The 18284-nt window shown below is 68.6% G+C and carries 19 protein-coding genes; 13 read left to right on the top strand and 6 right to left on the bottom strand.

What is annotated here, in order from left to right:
• Window positions 1–532: 532 nt before the first annotated feature.
• The 3 genes from EAS64_RS42655 to EAS64_RS42645 all read left to right on the top strand — a co-directional run bounded on the left by EAS64_RS42655 (window position 533) and on the right by EAS64_RS42645 (window position 3769).
• Window positions 533–1420 carry a hypothetical protein gene (locus EAS64_RS42655; RefSeq protein WP_145862424.1) on the top strand — a complete coding sequence of 296 codons (888 nt, stop codon included), beginning with the start codon at window positions 533–535 and terminating at the stop codon, window positions 1418–1420.
• A 572-nt stretch (window positions 1421–1992) separates the two neighbouring features.
• The gene (locus EAS64_RS42650; protein ID WP_145862423.1) at window positions 1993–2943 is read left to right on the top strand and encodes a pentapeptide repeat-containing protein; all 951 of its coding nucleotides are present in this window, start codon (window positions 1993–1995) and stop codon (window positions 2941–2943) included.
• 421 nt (window positions 2944–3364) lie between these two features.
• Window positions 3365–3769, top strand: coding sequence for a hypothetical protein (locus EAS64_RS42645; protein WP_145862422.1), 405 nt, complete (start codon window positions 3365–3367; stop codon window positions 3767–3769).
• Window positions 3770–5274: 1505 nt separating this feature from the next.
• On the opposite strand, the gene EAS64_RS42635 is transcribed toward EAS64_RS42645, so the two are convergent.
• Both EAS64_RS42635 and EAS64_RS42630 read right to left on the bottom strand, forming a co-directional pair.
• Window positions 5275–5787 (bottom strand): hypothetical protein, encoded by a 513-nt coding sequence (locus EAS64_RS42635; RefSeq protein WP_145862421.1) that lies wholly within the window; start codon window positions 5785–5787, stop codon window positions 5275–5277.
• Between the two features lie 88 nt (window positions 5788–5875).
• Entirely contained in the window at window positions 5876–6217 is a 342-nt protein-coding gene (locus tag EAS64_RS42630; RefSeq protein ID WP_145862420.1) for a hypothetical protein, read from the bottom strand.
• A 131-nt stretch (window positions 6218–6348) separates the two neighbouring features.
• Here EAS64_RS42630 and EAS64_RS42625 point away from each other — a divergent pair, with 131 nt between their 5' ends.
• From EAS64_RS42625 to EAS64_RS42615, 3 genes are all read left to right on the top strand, one after another.
• Window positions 6349–7194, top strand: coding sequence for an ATP-binding protein (locus EAS64_RS42625; RefSeq protein ID WP_187366578.1), 846 nt, complete (start codon window positions 6349–6351; stop codon window positions 7192–7194).
• Window positions 7195–7203: 9 nt separating this feature from the next.
• Window positions 7204–7941: a helix-turn-helix transcriptional regulator gene (locus EAS64_RS42620; protein WP_145862418.1), complete on the top strand. Its 738-nt coding sequence runs from the start codon at window positions 7204–7206 to the stop codon at window positions 7939–7941.
• A 440-nt stretch (window positions 7942–8381) separates the two neighbouring features.
• Window positions 8382–8651, top strand: coding sequence for a hypothetical protein (locus EAS64_RS42615; protein ID WP_145862417.1), 270 nt, complete (start codon window positions 8382–8384; stop codon window positions 8649–8651).
• A gap of 374 nt (window positions 8652–9025) precedes the next feature.
• Here EAS64_RS42615 and EAS64_RS42610 read toward each other — a convergent pair whose 3' ends face one another.
• Entirely contained in the window at window positions 9026–9967 is a 942-nt protein-coding gene (locus EAS64_RS42610; protein WP_145862416.1) for a quinone oxidoreductase family protein, read from the bottom strand.
• Window positions 9968–10073: 106 nt separating this feature from the next.
• Window positions 10074–10496 (bottom strand): PPC domain-containing DNA-binding protein, encoded by a 423-nt coding sequence (locus EAS64_RS42605; RefSeq protein ID WP_187366577.1) that lies wholly within the window; start codon window positions 10494–10496, stop codon window positions 10074–10076.
• Between the two features lie 16 nt (window positions 10497–10512).
• Between EAS64_RS42605 and EAS64_RS47825 the strand changes: the two genes are divergently transcribed.
• Complete coding sequence (locus tag EAS64_RS47825) at window positions 10513–10869, top strand: hypothetical protein (protein ID WP_369333580.1); 357 nt, start codon at window positions 10513–10515, stop codon at window positions 10867–10869.
• A 596-nt stretch (window positions 10870–11465) separates the two neighbouring features.
• Here EAS64_RS47825 and EAS64_RS42595 read toward each other — a convergent pair.
• Window positions 11466–11912, bottom strand: coding sequence for an ester cyclase (locus EAS64_RS42595; protein WP_145862414.1), 447 nt, complete (start codon window positions 11910–11912; stop codon window positions 11466–11468).
• Window positions 11913–12030: 118 nt separating this feature from the next.
• Between EAS64_RS42595 and EAS64_RS42590 the strand changes: the two genes are divergently transcribed.
• The 5 genes from EAS64_RS42590 to EAS64_RS42580 all read left to right on the top strand — a co-directional run bounded on the left by EAS64_RS42590 (window position 12031) and on the right by EAS64_RS42580 (window position 15559).
• Window positions 12031–12930, top strand: coding sequence for a LysR family transcriptional regulator (locus EAS64_RS42590; RefSeq protein ID WP_187366576.1), 900 nt, complete (start codon window positions 12031–12033; stop codon window positions 12928–12930).
• A 419-nt stretch (window positions 12931–13349) separates the two neighbouring features.
• Window positions 13350–13790 carry a site-specific integrase gene (locus tag EAS64_RS44325; protein WP_187366575.1) on the top strand — a complete coding sequence of 147 codons (441 nt, stop codon included), beginning with the start codon at window positions 13350–13352 and terminating at the stop codon, window positions 13788–13790.
• On the top strand, window positions 13787–13912 hold the full coding sequence (locus tag EAS64_RS47050; RefSeq protein WP_281283402.1) for a hypothetical protein: 126 nt from the start codon (window positions 13787–13789) through the stop codon (window positions 13910–13912). Before EAS64_RS44325 ends, EAS64_RS47050 begins: the two co-directional genes overlap by 4 nt.
• Window positions 13909–14166: a tyrosine-type recombinase/integrase gene (locus tag EAS64_RS44320; RefSeq protein WP_222850041.1), complete on the top strand. Its 258-nt coding sequence runs from the start codon at window positions 13909–13911 to the stop codon at window positions 14164–14166. Before EAS64_RS47050 ends, EAS64_RS44320 begins: the two co-directional genes overlap by 4 nt.
• A gap of 457 nt (window positions 14167–14623) precedes the next feature.
• Window positions 14624–15559 carry a YhjD/YihY/BrkB family envelope integrity protein gene (locus EAS64_RS42580; protein WP_145862412.1) on the top strand — a complete coding sequence of 312 codons (936 nt, stop codon included), beginning with the start codon at window positions 14624–14626 and terminating at the stop codon, window positions 15557–15559.
• Window positions 15560–15572: 13 nt separating this feature from the next.
• Here the strand turns inward: EAS64_RS42580 and EAS64_RS42575 are convergent, their stop codons facing one another.
• Window positions 15573–16154: a hypothetical protein gene (locus EAS64_RS42575; protein WP_145862411.1), complete on the bottom strand. Its 582-nt coding sequence runs from the start codon at window positions 16152–16154 to the stop codon at window positions 15573–15575.
• A 607-nt stretch (window positions 16155–16761) separates the two neighbouring features.
• Here EAS64_RS42575 and EAS64_RS42570 point away from each other — a divergent pair.
• A complete protein-coding gene (locus EAS64_RS42570) occupies window positions 16762–17721 on the top strand; it encodes an IS110 family RNA-guided transposase (RefSeq protein WP_145862410.1) in 960 nt (319 codons plus the stop codon).
• Window positions 17722–18284: the final 563 nt, after the last annotated feature.

Here is an 18284-nt window from a genome sequence, read left to right as displayed (position 1 = left end):
CGTTCGACCAGCGTGTCCACCACGCAGCCTGCAGGCTGGTAAAGCTACATCGGAGACACCCCAGGGCGGGCTTTAGGTGACGGTGGGCTACGCGTTGTCACCGACACGCGTGCGCTTCGTGCTGCCGGCGAGGATTGATGACGGAGCGCGACCGCAGCCGTGCGCTCAGGCCAAGCCGATCGATTATTTGCCGCTTGTGGTCCGGCTCCTATCCCGATTGGGCGTGCGTGCCCAATTCTGGACGTCACGGCACCGGGCCTGGCGGACCGGGTCGTGACGCTGGCTGACCTCGGGCCGGGCGATCTGTTCCTGGATCGGACGTGGTGCCCCGCGTGTGGCAGGGCCTGGTCACGGGTCGCGTTTTTCGGCGCCGTCGCTTGCATCCTCCTGGCGATAAGTCTGGAGAAAGCGCGGAGCAAGACGCTGACGTCATGATCGATCCGGCAATGCGTGCACTGGCAACCGGCGGCACGGCGGGGAGGCCCGGTGACCGGGGCAGTCCGGCGGGCCTGGGCGGAAGCAGATGAGGCAGATGAGGTTGATACGGCACTTCGCCGCCGCGCGGCGTCTTCTCGTGGTGTCGGTGATGGTGCTCGCGCCGGCCATCGGCCTGGCTGCGGGATGCAGCAGCGTGCGCAAGGCCATCGATAACGCTAACGCGAGTGCTGCGGCGTACAGCGACCTGCAGGGGTTCATCCGGGACCAGCTCACCACGAAGTTCGGCCGCTCGGTCCGCTCGGTGTCCTGCACTCCTCACGTCGACCAGGTCCTGCCTGGCGACACCGCCGATCTGACGTGCGTCGTGGTATTCACCGACGGCACGTCGTACGCCACCCCCGCGAAGATCACCGACCCGTCGACCGACCCGGACATCGCGACCGAGTCGTTCAGCTTCAATGCCCCGCCAGCGATCGACATCACGACCGCGCCGCTGCCCAGCCCAGCCGTCGCGCTCGCCGCGACGAGCCCGGGCTCGCTGCTCCTCGCGGGCAACCTGGCGCCCGTGCTGAGCAAGCTCACCGCCCGGTTCGGCAGCCAGGACCTGATCGTGCAGATGGCGATCTACCCCGGCGAGGTCGAAGCTGTCATCGCCGGTAACAATGGCGAGGCGCGGGCGATCACCGCGACGTACACCGGGGCGCTGACGGTGGGGTCCCTGGCAGCCTTCGAAGGCCCCCGCCACGGCATTGGCTTCTCCCAGCTCGTCCCAGGAGCGATCCAGCGGCTTACCGAGCTGATCACCACCAAGGGCAAGGTGCGCCTCGGCAGCATCAGCCGCTTCGTGCTCACCAACTCCCTGCCCGGCGGCAATTCTGGCTGGACCATCTACCTGACCTCGGGCACCACCCGGTTCCAGGCACTCGTGCTCGGCAACGACCCGAAGATCATCACGCCTAGCAGCACGCACGACCTGGAATGAACACCTGCCCGGCCGGACTGGATCCTGGCTATCCCCTACGCGGTCGCAGACTCCAAGCGCTCCCCTTCCCCGCACCGGGACGCACTATCCGCGACAGTCCTCAACAGCGTTCCCGGGCGGCTATTCGTTGTGGGCTATCAAGATTGCCTCGAGCCTCCAGCGCGGAAATCCGTGCTTATAACCGCGGCCACAGGCCCAGAGAGCCGCTTTTGGGCGGGTTTCCCGGCCGGAGAGCCGCGGTGGTGCGGCAGATCTCCGGTGCGGTGGCCGGCGCTGGCTGGGTAGTAGCAGATCGGCCATGGCGTCGGAACGGGCCACGGCGAGGAGGGCCGGCGGGTAGCCGTGGCGCAGAACTGAGTACCTGTTACTCAGGCGGCCGCCATGGCGTGACTTATACCTTGATGCGATCGGTCCGGTTTGCGGGCCGCCAGTCCGACTAGGGGTAAGGAAATGTTCAGACGGATAAAGCACCCGCACATCGGCCGATTCGGACGGCGAACGGCGTTGGCCGCAGTCGGCGGCATGGTCGCGGCTGTCTTCCTGGCCGCGACCAGCGCAGCTGCGGTGGGGCCATGACGGCGAGCTGCACGCCGGGTTCCGGGCCGGATCTCGCCGGCCGGCACCTGACAAGCAGCGACCTATCCAGCTACTCTTCGGGCCTGCAATGCGCCAACCTGACCGGAGCTGACCTGAGCGGTCTCAGCTTGGCTCAGGTCGATTTCACTGGTGCCGTCATGCGTGACGCTAGCCTGCAGGGCGCCGATCTCAGCCAGGCGACATTCGATCAGGCGGACCTGTCGGGCGCCAACTTGTCGAACGCGCAGATGATTCAGGCCTCAGCCCGGTACGCCAAACTGGTCGGCGCGGATCTGGCCCATGCGGACTTCACCCAGGCCGACCTGAGCGGCGCCGATCTCGCTAGGGCCAACCTGAGCGGCACCACTTTCTCGCAGGCCACACTCGATCAGGCCAATTTCGCGGGCGCCACGGGAGTCCCGCCGTACAGCCTGTACCTGCTGATCGTCGCCGGGGTCATCCTCGCGCTGCTGATATTGGGATCGATCAGGAAAGGCAGACGCGTCCTGCGCCTAAACAGGAAGGCCATGCCAAGCTTCGCGATGGGCCGCACGAGCATCGCGCTGGCCCGCGGCCTGGTCGGCTCGCTTGTCGTCGCGCTCGGCTTCCATCTGTTCCTGGGCGGGCTAGCCGATGAGATCGTCAGCTCGTTCGGCCCGCCCTTGGCGCAGACGTGTTCCGCGGGAGCGCTCTGCACCGTTGGCGTGGCCAGCGGATTCTTCGGCCTTTTCGGCGGCGTTTTCGTCATCATCGCGGGCTTCGCCGTACGGCGTGTGCGTTACCCGGCGCCCAGCTACATCGGCATGTCTCGCGGGCCGATGAGCGCAGGCCCAATGTTCGGAGGGTTCCCTGGCCCAAGGTTCGGCGGGTCGCCTGGTTCCGGCACGGCGGGTCTCTTTGACTCGGGGACCGGGGGACCATCTGACCCGGGAAGCCCTTGGTCTTAGCCGCGGTCCACGTGCGCCGTGGGGCGCTGACGATTCGAGTGGAGGTTCATCCCGGCGGCGCGCGAGGCCACCTGTATAAGCATCCAAGGCCTGCGCGCCGTCAGGCCGAGAAGCCCAGATCATCCGGTTCGGCGTGGTGCCCGGCGGCCATCCCGCCAGCTCGGTTGCCGTGAGCATTGTTGAGTGCGCCAGAACTGGGTGATCTGTGTGGTCCGGTTACTGAGAGAGTCGCTAGCGAATCGCATAGAGGCGGCCAATCTGGGTGGGTCCGCGGCTGGCTTCAAAGGCTTGGCCATTCCGGGGAGGGGTGGGATTTCGCTAGACTCAGCCGGTCCGGGAACCCGTTCACGTTTTCAGGCAAGGGAGTCGCCATGGGACGTTTGCGCTGCCCGTGCGGTATCAGGCCCGTCGGGGTCTCGGCGTGAGCAGGCCGATCGAGCCTGCCGCGCAGCTGGCACGAGACTTCGGAACTGACCCGGCAGTGGGACTGGACGGCGTCACCGCCGCGGTCACCGGGCGCGCCCGGCTGTCGGCGGACGGCGACGCGCGGGCGGTGCGCGCGGTCCTGGACCTCGCGACCCGCGGATCCGCCTGGCGGGCCCTCCAGCTGCAGGACCCGATGAACATCACGATCCTCAAGGCCATGCGGGACGCCGCCGCGGCCTTGCACCCCGCCACTGCGCCAGACATCCTGGCAGCAGCCGTGCTCAACCAGGTCCGCCTCGCGATGTTCCCGAGCGGGCGGCTTAAGGCGGACGGGCCGCCGGTCGTCGCCAAAGGCTCCTATCTATCCCAGTGGTGGCAAACTCACGCTCGGCGCCGTTAACCTGCCGATCAGGTCCCGGCGTCTCTTGCGCAGACCGCTGAACAGCCAAGCAGGGGGAGGCGATAGCCCTTCCTGCCAGGTCGACACGCGCAGAACCGGGCATCCAGCGCACGGCTCAGCTTGCGGCACAGGCGTCATGCACACCCCTACCTATTCGGCGATACTCGGCTTTGGGGCGTTCGCTCGTGGTGAGCGATCAATCTGAGCCGGGTCGACTGTATAGTCCGGCGTCATGCCAGCATGCTCGGCTGCGGCTCGGTGACCGCGTCGGATGAATACCCGGCTGAGGCTGGCAATCCGGAGACCTGAGCAGGGCGCGGTCTGAAGGTGCTTGACGCCCTGGCGTCGCTGCCGGTGGGGTTGTGTCCGGTGACCGGGTAGCGTGCGGCCCGTGAGCCGCTGGAAGGAGCGGGCGATGGGTGTGCTGCGGCATGTTGCGGCGCCGGAGGGAGTGCCCGCCGGGCGCGGCTACAGTCAGGTGGTCACCGGCCGGGGACGGCTGGTGGTGGTGAGCGGCCAGGTCGCGCAGGACGAGCATGGCGGGCTGGTCGGCCCGTCAGGCGAAATCAAATGCCCTCGGGGTTCGGGCGGCTGCCCTCGGGGTCGGGCGGCTCGAGGCAGCTGCCCTGGCCATACCCCGCGCTCAGACCACCATCAGCGGTGATCACGACCTGGCGCTCCGGCAGGCAGGCAGGCCCAGAGATTCGATTACGTTCAGTGAAAGACCTGGCCGCCGCGGAGTGCGCACATCGCCGCCGTTATGCGCGGCCGAGTGGTGTGTGGCGCGGCGTCGGCAACGGGCGCAGATTTGGTGGTTCTGCGCGCCTCCACTTACGGGTCTGTCGGTCCCTCATCGCTCCATCCGGTGTCACCTGTGGGTTGGGTGATAAGGGGTCAGGATGCCTGGGCAGGTCTGCCCGAGAAACGTGAGTCTGCGTGGGGTCCTGTCAGCTTGGCGATGCCGGACACGATCGTTGTGGAGCGGACCAGGGGCAACAGGGCCTGCGTGCCGCGGTCGAGGGTCGGGTGGAACTTTGTCGCCTACGTGAGAGTGCCGGAGCCGACACCGGCAACCGAGCTGGTGAAGGTATCCAGGCCGCGACCCGCGATCCGGCTTGATGTGCAAATGATCGTCCGGGTTAGCCCTTGCCGGCGAGCGTGACAAGGCCCGCGGCCTCCAGCTTGTCCAGCATTCCCCGGATCCATTCGGGCTTCTTGTCGTGCATCGACCCAGGCAATGCCCGGGAGACGCAGAACGCCTGCGCCGGGGCTGGCGATGACCTGCAGGTTCATCCGTGCCGCTTGGGCTTGCCGGAGTCGAAGGACCGGTCAGCGGCGACCCGGTCGAACGGGACCAGGGTCCCGTCCAGGATGACGTTTGAATGCCCGGTCCGCTTCGCGTCGCGGACCGCCTTGCGGAGCTTCGGCGTCCTGGCCGCCCGCGGGTGAGAATTCGGGCGCGTAACCGGTTTTGCCGGCGTGGCCTAGGACGGCGAGCTGTCCCCCTAGCCGCGCCATTCATCCGAAGACCTGGGCGCACGGCGAAGTGGCGGTGAAGCCGAGTACCGGCGCAATCCGGTTGATGCGGGCAGACAGCGTCGTGGCGTCCCGGGCGGTCCGCTCGAACCCGCGGAATATCGGCGTTGTCGGCTGCGGTGATCTGCCGTCGGCTGTTGGCGGCCGCCTGATCGATGAGGTCGCGCAGCTGCCGCCATTCTGGCTGGTGCGCTGCCGGGGGCGAGCGCGTCGAGCTGGGCGGCGACCGCGCTGCCCGCCCCGTAGCGGGCCAGGTAGCTGCCGACGGCTGGGAGGTCGGCGGCCTTCGGGTGCAGCGGGTCAAAGTCCGGCACGGGGAAGGGATGGCCGGCGTGCCGGGCGACGGCGACGGAGCAGACGGCGTTGGCCCTGGCGGTGAACGCCGCGTCGTAACCGCTCGCGCTGGACATCGCGGTCACGCCGTTGCCGCTGCCGCCGCACGCGGTGACCGCAAGCAGGGCCGCCGCCGTCGCCGCAGTCATCGGCAGCGCCGCGGCCAGGCTCGGCTGCCCGCCGCGGGCGCTCGCCGGGTGCCGCCGCGCGGTGCCCGCCGGGCCGCGACGCGGGGCATCAGTTGTTCCCGAGTTCGGGGAAGCCGGGGCTCATGGCGTAAACGACCTCGTAGGTGACGACATGGTCGGGGTCGGTCAGCAGCGCCGGGTCCTCATCGGGCAGCAGCTCGCTGCCCGTTACCAGCTTGCTGGCATGCGTGATGGCCGCCTCGGTATCGGCGAGTATCAGCACGGCCCGGCCGCCGTCGGCGGCCTGCAGGATGTATGAGCCGGGGTGCGCCGGGCCGAACACCGGGTCGGACGCGAGCATGGGCATGATCCGGCCGCGGCCGGCCCGGTCGGCGGCAGCGGAGAACTCCGGGCTGCGCGGCCCGTCGAAGATGACTAGCTGGGCGAACATGGATGACCTCCAGGAGAGTGAGCCCGTCGGCTGGCGGGACGACTCCAGCCTGTCCGCAGGCGGCCAGTTCGGCATCAGTGCTACCGCGCAGGCCAGTACTGGTTCTGCGCCCGGAGCGCGATACTGAGCGCATGGGGATGATCGTCGGCCGGGCCCGGGAGCTGGCCGAAGTCAGCCGCGACCTCGGCGACGTGCGGCGCGGCCAGGGGCGCCTGCTCCTGATTAGCGGTCCGGCGGGGATCGGCAAGACCAGTCTGGCCACCGCCGCTGCGGCCGAGGCGGAATGCCTCGGCATGGCGGTAGCCAGGGGCTGGGCGGTGGACGACCCCGGCGCGCCGGTGCTTTGGCCGTGGTCACGCGTGCTGCGCGGATGGGCGGGCCCGGCAGCGTGGCCAGACGCGGCGGCTGACGGTGAGCCGGACGCGGCGACCAGGTTCCGCTTGTTCGCCACGGCCAAGAGAGAGCTGGCCGCCATGGCCGGGCACGCGGGCCTGCTCGTGGTCCTTGACGACATGCACTGGGGCCACCTGTGGCGGTTCGACGCGGCGATGCAGCTGGGCAACATCGGGGCGGCAGAACAGGAGCTCGCCGACATCGACCGCATTGCCGCCGAACGCAAGTCGGTCGTGGCAGCCTGGCACCACAACCGGCTGAGCGCGGTGCTTGCCGCGCTAGCCGGCGACTTCGCCGCCGCCCGGGCGAACACCGCCGCCGCGCGGGCACTGGCCGTGCGGTGCGCGGACGTGTCCATGACCGGAATGTCGTCGGCCTTCCAGCTGCAGCTCGCGGTGCTGCGCGGCGACCCCGCTGAGCTCGACGACGAGTTCCTCAGCAGTGTGCGGAGCGCGCCGCCCGTCCCGGTGGTGCGGATCTCCTATCCGCTGTGGCACGCCGTCGAAGGACGGCTTGACCAGGCCAGGGAGGAGTTCGAGGAGTTCCGCCAGCTACCCGAGACGTTCCCGCACGGCGTTCGCTGACTCGGCACGATGGTCCTGTCAGCGACCGCGGCCGCGCTCCTTGATGACGGCGCGGCCGCAGCCCGGCTCTACCCACTGTTTGCCCCGCTGGCCAGGTACTACGCCGGCGACGGGTCCGGCCTGGTGTTTAGCCACGGCGCGCTCGCCCGGCTGGGCGGCGAGATGGCGCTGACCGCCGGCCGTGCCGAGGACGCGGTCGCCCACTTTCGCCAGGCGATCACGATGAACTCCCGGATCGGCGCCCGCCCTTTCACCGCGCTCAGCCGCTTCGGCCTGGCCCGGGCGCTGTCCGTCGGGCAGCCGCCGGCACCGGCCGGGATCAGCGAGGCCGCCGAAATGGCCGCGCGCGCGGCCGAGGAGTTCCGCCGTCTCGACATGCCGGGACCGCTCGCCAGGGCCACGCTGCTCGCCGAGCGCCTCACCGCCGCCCGGCGGTGCGCGTCACCGCTGACCGGGCGGGAGACCGAGGTGGCCGGCTACGTCGCCGAGGGCCTGTCTAACCGGCAGATCGCCACCCGCCTCGTGCTGTCGGAACGCACCGTGGAAACCCACGTCCGTGCCATCCTCGGCAAGCTCGGCCTGCGCCGCCGCACTGAGATCGCCGCCTGGGCACTGCGCGGGCACCCCCGGTCTTCACGCAGCGAAAACGGTCAGGTAACGGGTAATCGGTCTCCACGGCGCCGGGGCCTTCAGCGGATGACAGCAAGAGGCGCAATGCGCCTCGGCATCGCGGCAGCGGGCCTGTGAGATGCCAGAACTCGTGCAGAGCATGGGACCTGGGCTTCCACCCCAGCGGTCGTGCTCATTCGCCTCCCACGTATCGTCATGATCCTGTGCCGCCTCAGAACTCCGAGCGCGGACATTCTCAATACGTAGTGCCCGCGACTTGAAGCCGGCGGCACGCATAATCGCCTGGTACGGCCCGAAGGGCTCGGTGATCACCGAATGCACCGTCACAATCCGCAACCAGGCCAGAGCGCGCGATCCGCCAATCTGGCGCAGGGGCGAGGCAGCGCCGCCTCGCAGGATCGCGGCGCAGATTCGGGTAATCTGCGCGCCCAGCCCCGCGGAGCGCGCGCCGCGCCACGCACGGGCAGTCGTCCCGGTTCGGGCGCCGAGGGCGGCTTGGTTGGTCATGCCGGCCAGCTCGGCTCTGGAGACTGTTGGCCGTAACGTCGTGTGATCTCATGACCGCAATCCTCGATCATCTGGCCATCGGCACGCCGACCCTTCCCGATGGCTGGGAGCTAATCGGCGTCCTCGGCGGAACCTGGGCCTATGGCGGCAACTCGCCCGGGTACTGGTGGGGCCAGCTGAAACTCGCCACAGGTCCGAAAATCGAGCTGCTGACACCCACCGGGGCTCCGGCGCGGCCTTCCTCGACCGCTTCCTGGCCGGCCGCGGCGCGGGTCTGCACCACTTCAACTTCCTCGTCACCGACATCGAGGACGTGCTGACCTTGATAAAGGCGTCGGGCATCAGGCCCATCGGGGTCAACCTGGCCAATCCGGACTGGAAGGAGGCTTCCTGCACCCGCGCTACACCCATGGCATCGTCATCTAGGTCGCTCAGCACCGCAGCGCGACCGCCCAGTCGCCCACCCCGCATGGTACCCATCCCTCTGCGGCTAGCCCAGCCAGGATCTAGCGATGAGACAGCGACTCCCAGGGGAGTGCTGCACCGCCGCTGACCTGCGCGAATTCCCCCGGCTTGCCCCCGCTTACACCCGCTTCTGTCCCGGAGGCAGAACTGCTAATGCGGTTGGGGTTTACGCCCCTCCCGGGTTCAAATCCCGGAGCATCCGCTCCCCCCTGTTCGCGTCGAGGCGTGTTCAGACTTCCAGCTGTGCGGCTAGGTCCTCGTCCACGATGAGGACGATCTTGCCACGGGTGTGCCCTTCACTGACCTTGCGCTGTGCACGGGCAGCGTCCCGCCAGAAGTACCTGCTCGACACATGAACTGAGAGCGTGCCATTGTCGAACCAGGGGGCCATCCGGATCAGGCGGCTGCCGCGCGGCTTGCCGTTGTACGACCGCCAGATGACCCGCTGCGCGTCCGGGTAATCGGCATGCACGGGAGTCGCGATGGTCGCGCCGTCCCTGGCGGCGCGGGCGGCTCCGGCGAGAGTGGGCTCGGCGCAGGCGAGCACCTTGGCAGGTCCGCCGTCGATCACGTCACGGACGCGTTCAGGCCAGTCAGGCTTGGTGTGATCGACAACCGCCGCCGCCCCTAGCTTGTGTACGAACTCGTGGTGCTGCGGGCTCGCCGTCGCGACAACGATTGCGCCGAGCGCTCGCGCGATCTGTACGGCGAAGTGCCCGAGCCCGCCCGCGCCGGCCGTGATAAGCAGGCGGTCGTCGGCGCCGACGCCCAGCTCATCGGTCAGGCCCTGTTCAGCTGTCAGGCCGTCGATAGGCGTAGCCGCCGCGTCAACGACGGACAGGGCCGCCGGAATCGGCGCGAGCTGCTCGACCGGACACGTCACGTACTGGGCATAACACCCGGTCAGGCCTGGGTAGCCATAGACCGGCGCGCCCTCATAAAAGCTGGCGAATGAGCCGGTATCGCCTTCCACCACGCCGGCGAACTCCCCGCCGGGGATATAAGGAAGCGGACCTGGGTATCCGCCCTGCCGCACGCTGACGTCCCACGGGCCGACCCCGGCGGCCATGACCCGGACGAGAATCTCATCCTGTCCTGGCCTCGGTATGTCCACCTCCTCGACCCGCAGGACGTCGGGACCCCCGAATTCGTTCACTCTGATCGCAAGCATGACCGCTCCTGCCCCTGGTCGGCCCGGTCTCCTCCGCAAGGGTTCCCGGCGGCGGGACAGGCCACACCCCCCGAACAGCTAGTCGGGCGGGTCGCCTGCTTCCGGCTCAGGACTCGGACCGATCGAGATCGATGAGCGCGTTCCCGAGCTCGGGGTGCATCACTTTGCGCAGCTCAGCCGGATTCTCGGTCACGACAACCTCCAGCGTCGGGAACACTCGTCCCTCGATGAGGTGGCCGCCGCGCGTTGTCCCGTCCGACAGCCCGAGCACGACGTGTACGTTCAGGCTAGGGCCGTCCCGGTCCTCGGCGACGTCACCGATCAGCGACAGCACCTCGCACTGCTCCTCAACGGTGATGCGGCGGAAGTCCTTGGCCATATGGTCGAACCAGCCGACGGTGGCGCGCTCAAAGCCGCCGACGGCAGTGACCTGCGACGCTTCCAGACGCTCAGCGCGCGCGAACTGCTCAAGCGCGGCGACCGCCTCATCGCCCGGATCGCAGACCACGACGTAGGTCTTCGACGTCAACGACTTCGACGAAACCCTGCCCGGTCCCTGGGAGTGGGACGTCAAGCGCCTTGCGGTAAGACGCCAGTTGCGCGTCGCTAGGCTCCGTCAGCGCACCAGCCTGCGGGTCCTGCCGAAGCTCACTACGGCGGCCAACGGCACGCGGAAGATCATCGACGATCCGCCGCTGATCGGCCATCTCGACTCGGAGACGTTCGACGGTGCGGCCATGATCGCGTGTTCGCCGCCTCCTATGCCGATCAAGTCACCCGCGATTACGAGAACTGGTCACAGCGGCACAGTCCGGGCGCGTGGCCGCGATACTGGACGCATGAGGCTGGCTCCCGGCCGGGCAGATGGGGATGGATGTAGCTGTTCTTCAGGGACTTGCTGAGCTGGGAAGATGCAGGCCGGCCGACCATGACGGCGGGGCATCTCCTACTGTTTCGGCAGGAGCGAGGAAATGCCCGATGGCTTCGCTGACCGGGGAATTGCAGCGGCGTGAGACGGCAGCCCACAGCGAGGTGGATGAACTGCGCGGTGAGCTCGCGCGGTTGGAAATAGCGGCTGATGCAGGCCGGGGAGAGGCTGTCCCGGCTGGAGATCACCCGGGAAACGGTCACCGGGATCCTCGGTGGGGCAGGCACGGACGAGCCGGCGGCGGCTGATCCGGTGCCGGCCGGCCCCAGCGCCGAACGGCGCCAGGCTCATCGCCAGGCACCCGGACGGCGCCGTCTTTGAGTACATCGAGACTGACGACGCCGGATGAGAGCTCGCCTGGTTGCTACGTGAATGCCTGCAAGCGTGACGATGGGCCGCGCCTGATCCGCCGTTAGGCGTGTTTGCCGAGCGTTTGCAGATGTCTTCTTGAGTGACGCAGAGCTGGGGGATCTGTGGCCTGATCTCGCGGAATGGCCCGGCGGAATCGGCCTGCCCTGCAACGCGCTGACGGCGGCTGGGGCGGGCTCGCCGCGGCGGCGACCGGGGCCGTCAAGTGACTTCGGCCCCGAGCTGACGGAGGAAGCTTCGGTTGTCGGTCCTGACGAACTCCTCGACGAGCCGTCCGCGGTTATCGAACCTGAACATGTTCATGAGGTCCCAGACGATCCGTGCTCCGTTCGGCTCGAGCTTCCCCACGGGTGAGTGGGTGAAGGGGCCGGTGAAGGTGCCCTCGATCCAGGTCTGGCAGGCGATGCGATCGCCCTCGGCGATGATGATTCCCCGCCTTATGGTCCGGTCCTCGAAGGCGGCGCGGATCGACTGGAAGTACTCGGTGAGCCCTGCGTAGTCGCTGTCGAATCCGTCGGGTCCGTGGAACGCGAAGTTCTCGGTGTCGAAGTAGGAGTCGGCCTCCTGCTGGCTCTCGCCGGAGATCTCTAGTTCTCCGGCCCGCACCAAGCGCGCCACCAGCTCGTCTCGGGTCCTCGTGTGGGTCATGTCGTTTCCCTTTCCTGCATTTCCTTTCCTTCATCTTGGCGGCAGCAGAGGTATCGCACAAGCGACTGTTACTGAGTCTAGTCATGCGAAATACTCATACATTGAGTAGACTTGCCCGGTGACGGATCTGACACTGACAGGCCTGCGCGTCGTCCTTGAAGTGGCGCGCACCGGATCGTTCAGTGCGACCGCCGAGCGGCTCGGCTACACGCAGTCCGCCGTGTCGCGCCAGGTCGCGCTGACCGAGAAGGCGGTAGGTACGCCGCTGTTCGAGCGGCACGCTCGAGGGGCCCGGCCGACACCGGCCGGTGAGGCGCTGGCCCGTCACGCCGGCAAGGTGCTGGATGACATCGCGGCCGCCACGCAGGAACTTGCGGGCATGCGCGATCGTCTCGCCGGCCGCTTGGTCGTCGCGGGCTTCCCGACGGCCACCGCGGCGCTGGTCCCGCGTGCCATAGCCAGGCTGACGGCCGTGCATCCTGGACTCAAAGTACAGCTCATCGAAGCGCCCACGCCGGCGCAGCTGGCGGCGATGCGCCGCGGGCGAATTGAAGTCGCCATCGTCGCGACCGGCGACGGGCTGCCGGAGTACGACCTCGAGGGCCTGCGCCTCACCGCGCTGCGTAGCGCTCGTGGCGCTGGGGTCGCGGTCGCGGAATCACACCCTTTCGCCGTCCGGGAGCGCATCGAGCCAGACGAGCTCGCAGACCAGGGATGGGTCGTCGGGCCCCGTTCCGGCGACGCCCCCGAGTTCGGCGCGTGGCCCGGCATCGCCGAGCCGAGGATCACCTTCACAGCCCGCGACTGGCCCACGCGCCTCGGGCTCGTCGCCGCCGGTCTTGGGATCGCCCTGGTGCCCGGCATCGCCGCCCAGGCGGTGCCGCGCGGCGTGCACTGGATCCCGATCCACGACGATACCGGCGGCCTCCGGCGGGCCGTCTGGGCGGCGACCAATGACAATCCGGGCGCAGCCGCGACCGCCATGGTCCACGCCTTGGAGGAAGAAATCAGTTCCTAGTCGCGCGACATTGCACAGCATTGGCCCCACCGGCAACGTCGCCGAGGGTCTGGCCTGCCGACGAGTGCAGCTCCGAATCCGCCGGCCGCCATCGAGACGACAACCACGACCGGGAGGCGACGGATAAGAGCGCGCTGCCAACGCAGCCAACCGTCCGCTCATGCCACGATGAGGGTTGCGATGCAGCGAACCGCGCATGCAGAACGAGCAATCGGCGCGCCCGCATGCCCGCTGCCAACACAGTTGCGATACCGCTCGTAATCGGTATGGAGCACGGACTTATCGTGGCCGAGACGGTGCACCAGCTACGGATCGTGGCATAGCTCGTCCGGGACGCTCGTCGTACGTTGCGGGCATCGTTCATCGCTGGGACCTGCGGCCCAGTCCTCCGGGTCCCGGCTGTCCCTGGAGGTGCCCTGATGGCCGCCGCAACCGCTTCAACTTCCCTGGTCCCTGTCCAGCCGGTCTTCACCGATGCCGAGCGGCTAGCGCTCGCCGGGTTCCTGGCCGGGTACCGCGGCCTGACCCGCGAGGCCCACACCCTCGACCTGCGCCAGTTCACCGGCTGGTGCCGGGCCCGGTCGCTTGCCCTGTTCTCGGTCCGCCGTGCGGATATCGAGACCTTCGCCCGAGAACTGGAAGCCAAGGGCCGGGCCCGCGCGACCGTCACTCGGCGGCTGTGCACCATCGCCGGGTTCTACAAGTACGCCGTCGAGGAAGAACTCCTCGACCATCGCCCGCCGCGCACGTCCGCCGGCCGAGGCTGGACTACGAATCGCACGCCACCGCCCTGGACCGCAACGAGCTCGGCGCCCTCCTCGTCGCCGCCGGGCTCGGCCCGCCCGCCGAGCACGCCTTGATCTCACTGCTCGCTCTCAACGGGCTGCGCGTGTCGGAGGCCACCGGCGCCGACATCGGGCACCTGGGCCTGGAGCGCGGCCATCGCACCCTGGTCATCTCGACAAGGGCGGCAAAGTGGTGACCATCCCGCTCGCACCGCGCACCGCCCGGGCGATCGACCTGGTAATCGGCGAGCGCACCGAAGGGCCGCTATTCTCCACCGCGGACGGGCGCCGGCTGGACCGGCACGGCGCCGCCCGCATCGTCCGGCAGGTGACCCGCCGCGCCGGGATCGCCAAACACGTCAGCCCGCACACACTCAGGCACGCCTTCATCACTGCCGCGCGACGCCGGGGTCCCGCTGCGGGACGTGCAGGAGGCCGCCTCGCACGCTGACCCCGGACCACCATGCGCTACGACCGTGCACGGACGAGCCTGGACCGGCACGCGACCTACATCGTCGCCACCTATATCGCGGGAGCGGCGAGGTAACCCCGCAAGGCGGATCCCGGAAGGCAGCCTGGTCGCCATCGGTGACCAGGCTGCCGCAACCCTCGAACTCAGCCGAGGTATTGCTGGACGTGGCCACCGACAGCGATCGTGAACCGCCGATCTGTACCGAACAGTCCGTTTCGGTCCTGTCCATTGGGGGCGCCCCGGATTGGGTGATCCGTGCGCGGCCAAGTTCTTCGCTGACGCGGCTGTCCGGGTGGTCCTTGACCGCGCGGAAAATGGACTGCGTGATGACGCGTGGATCGCGTTGGCGGAGTGGCGGCTTTCGCGAGCCCAGGGCGTTGACGAGCGAGGCGGTAGTGCGATGCGGAAGCGGCACAATGGGCGTGTCCCTCGGCAGATGAGCCAGATCCCGAACCAGGCGGTGCACCGCGCACTGGCCGGTGGCGCAAAGCGGGCCTGGCACGACCTCCGGTTCGGGGACCTCTACCGCAGCGGCAAGGAATTTGAACTCATGGGCCGGGCCATGGGCTTCGCCGCCCTGGCGATGCTCACCATGTTCCCGCTGCTGGTCCTCGTCGCTGCCGCCAGCGCCGTCGCGCATCATGGCCTCGCCCGGTGGGTGGTCTACGGTATGGGCCTGACCGGCTCCTCTGCCCGCGCGGTGGTACAGCTCTTTTCCGCGCCCGCCCGGGTCCTGGGCACGACGAGCGCTTTCAGCGTGCTGCTGCTGGCCGTCTTCGGCGTGACGTTCGCGGGCAGCGTGCAGGCCGGGTTCGAAAGGGTCTGGGGCCTTCCCGCCGGGCCGTGGCACAAGATCTGGCGTCAGGCGGTGTGGCTGACCGTCCTCATCGCGTACATCTACGCGGTGGCCACGGTGGGCGATGTGACAGGCCATGCGCCGGCCGAGACCGTGACCCGGGTGTCGGTGGCGGTAGTGCTCGGCATCGCCTTTTTCTGGTGGGGGCTTCGCTTCCTGGTCGGCGGCCGGGTGAGCTACCTGGCAGCGCTGCCCGGCGCGGTGGTCACGGTGGCGTTCCTGACTGGCCTGCGGGCCTTCTCCGCCTGGGTGTTCCAGCCGCTCATCGTCTCCAACGCGGTGACCTACGGGGCACTGGGCACCGTGCTGATCGTGCAGTCGTGGCTGATCGGCGTCGGCTGGGTCGTCTATGGCGGCCAGTTGTTCGGGCGCTGGCTCCACGACGCCTGGCTTCGGGCCGGGCCGGACACCCGCCGGGGCCACAGGCATCCGGGCGGCAGGGAGCAGGGCCACGAGCGGCCAGGCGGGGAGGAGAGCGAGCCCACCCATGGAGATCCAAGCACGCCGCCTGGGTAGAGCGCAGGGAGCGTCAGCCTGCGATGTCGCGGTGTGCGGAACTGGCCAATCTGTACGTGGCTGTCCATGCGGGTCGAGTCAACGCTGTCCGCGCGGACTCGGCGATATAGCGGCGGATGGCCAGGGCGCTGGTCGAGTTCCCGGCATGCCTGGGGCACCTCAGGACGCCCGCCCGGCTGGCGGCGGCGCGGATGTAGGCGACCGCCGCGTACATGGCGTACTGCCAGAAGTCGTCGGCCTGCCAGAAGGCGACCTCATCCAGCAGGTCCGGTTCGGTCCCGCCGTGGACGGCTGCTGCGGCCAGCACTGCGTACTGGAGCTTGGCGTTCTGCTGTCCGCGGAAGGCGGCCTCGGGCAGGAACCGCTCGCGCAGCCCCTCCAGTGGCAGCGGCTCGGCCCGGCTGGCCCCGCACCACTCCAGCGCGTCCGCGGCGAGGTGAAGGAACACCTCGCCGGGAAACGTGTCGTTGCGCGGGTGCAGCGGCGCGAGCCCGCTCAGCACCCGGGAGATGTCAGCGTCGCGAGCCAGTCCGTCGAGCAGGGCACGACGGGCGCTCACGGCGTCCTCGTCAGTCGGGCGCTTCCTGCCGGGCATGGGACGACGGTAGACCAGAACCGCCAGCCGCACGCAGCCTTACGGCCCTCAGCCCGGCACGGAGACCCGGCAACACGGCGAGACCTGCTCCCTGGTCACGCTGGTTATCTTAAGTCTGCCCTGGGGTGTCTCCCATGTAGCTTTACGAGGCCGCTGGGCTGCGTCGTGGACACGTTCTCTTAAGTTGTGTCTCCGACGTAGCTCATGTGAAGCGCCCTGCGCTGACCAGCGGCTCTTCACTTCTCGATGCCGCTTTTTGGTTCTCGTTCCCGCGCATAACATCACGTGGGAAACATGTCTCGCACGCAAAAGCCCCCTCATGGCCAGGGCTTCTTCCAAACGGACTTAAGATAACCGCCTACTTGAGACTTGGGAAAGACGTTGCGGCCTGGCCGGGTTGGGATGCCTGGTCGTAGCGTTGAGAGGTCCTGGCGGGCGTGGCTCTATAACCGCCTGCCGGCCTTCGGGCCTGGCTTTCGAACGACGTGCTGGCCTGCCGGGACCTTGCCGTGGCGTGGCTCAAAAGAGGCGCGAGCGCTGTCAGGTCCTGGAAGTAGGCGTGCCCGCCGCGGTCCCCCCACAGGTACCAGGAAAGAGGAGGCCGGTCATGACAGCAGTGATGATCGGGATCGATCCGCACAAGGCCTCGCACACGGCGGTAGTGATCAGCGGCGCGGAAGAGCCGCTGGGCGAGCTGCGGGTGCGCGCCAGCGCCGCGCAGGCCGAGCGGCTGCTGGCCTGGGCCGCGGCCTGGCCGGAGCGGACCTGGGCGGTCGAGGGAGCCGGCGGCCTGGGCCACCTGCTGGCCCAGCAGCTGCTGTCCGCCGGGGAGCGGGTGCTGGACGTGCAGCCCAAGCTGGGCGCGAGGGTGCGGCTGCTGGCCACCGGGAATGTGAACAAGAACGACCCGAACGATGCCCGCTCGGTCGCGGTGGCCGCGCTGCGCTCGCCCGGTGTCCGCGAAGCCCGGCCCGATGACAACGCGGCGGTCCTGAAAGTCTGGTCCAAGCGCCGGCGGGACCTGGCCAGCAGCCGCACGCAGGTCGTCTGCCGCCTGCACGCTGTGCTCTGCGAGCTGGTTCCCGGCGGCGTCCCGAAGAAGATCATCGCGGCGCACGCCGACCGCCTGCTTGGCTCGATCACGCCGCCGGACGCCGTCGCGGCCGCCCGCCGGGAGCTCGCCGCCGCCCTGATCGAGGACCTGCGCCGCATCGACGGGCACTTGGGCGAGACCAGGAAGAAGCTCGACGCCGCCGTGCGGGCCAGCGGGACCGGGCTGTTCGGGGTCGGCCCGGTTATCGCCGCCACCATCATCGGTGAGATCCGCGACGTTTCCCGCTTCAAGAACCGCGACCGCTTCGCCGCCTACAACGGCACCGCGCCCATCGAGGTGTCCTCCGGGCAGCGGAAGGTCAACCGGCTGAGCAGGCGCGGGAACCGGCGGGTCAACCACGCCATCCACATGGCCGCCGTCACCCAGGTCCGCCAGCCGCACAGCGAGGGCCGCGCCTACTACGACAAGAAACTCACCGAGGGCAAACCCGCAAGGAGGCCCTCCGCGTCCTGAAGCGGCAGGTCAGCAATGCCGTCTTCTCACGACTGCGAGCAGACGCCCAGCGCGCCCAGGCCCAGGTCAGGGACCCGGGAGGGCAGTAGGGGAACGACTGTGCAGCCAGCGCGGCCGGATCACACCCCAGCAACCGGCTCTTCGGCCAAGCCACTCCCGGGCCTGACCACCAGCCTACGACCGATGACCGAACCGTTGCCCTTGACACAAAGAGGCATTCGTTAGGCGCGCGTTGGAAGGGGAGCGCAGATGTGCAGCTTGGCATCCATATCTGGGTCATCTGTGAGAAGCGAGCAAGGTTGATGCATCGCTAGCCATGCGCCGACGGGTTACGCGAAGACGGCAGCTTCGCCTGTGGGAAATACGTGGGCAAATCCATGCTCAGCTACTTCTCAAGTGTGGTGTCTGCGGAGCTCAGACGCGTAGCTCCTATTAACAGATCAGTCCCTGTATCGCTGCGCGGCGCCGTACCGGGGTGAAAAATGGCGGTGGTACCGCCCGTGACGCCGTTTTCTCTCTGGCCTGGCTGAGGCCGCGGATCAGTCTGGTGCTGGGAGCCGGTC

The sequence above is a fragment of the Trebonia kvetii genome, from assembly GCF_007827045.1.
GTDB lineage: Bacteria > Actinomycetota > Actinomycetes > Streptosporangiales > Streptosporangiaceae > Trebonia > Trebonia kvetii.
The sequence above is the reverse complement of the archived record's forward strand: the minus strand, read 5'-3'. Positions and strand labels throughout refer to the sequence as shown.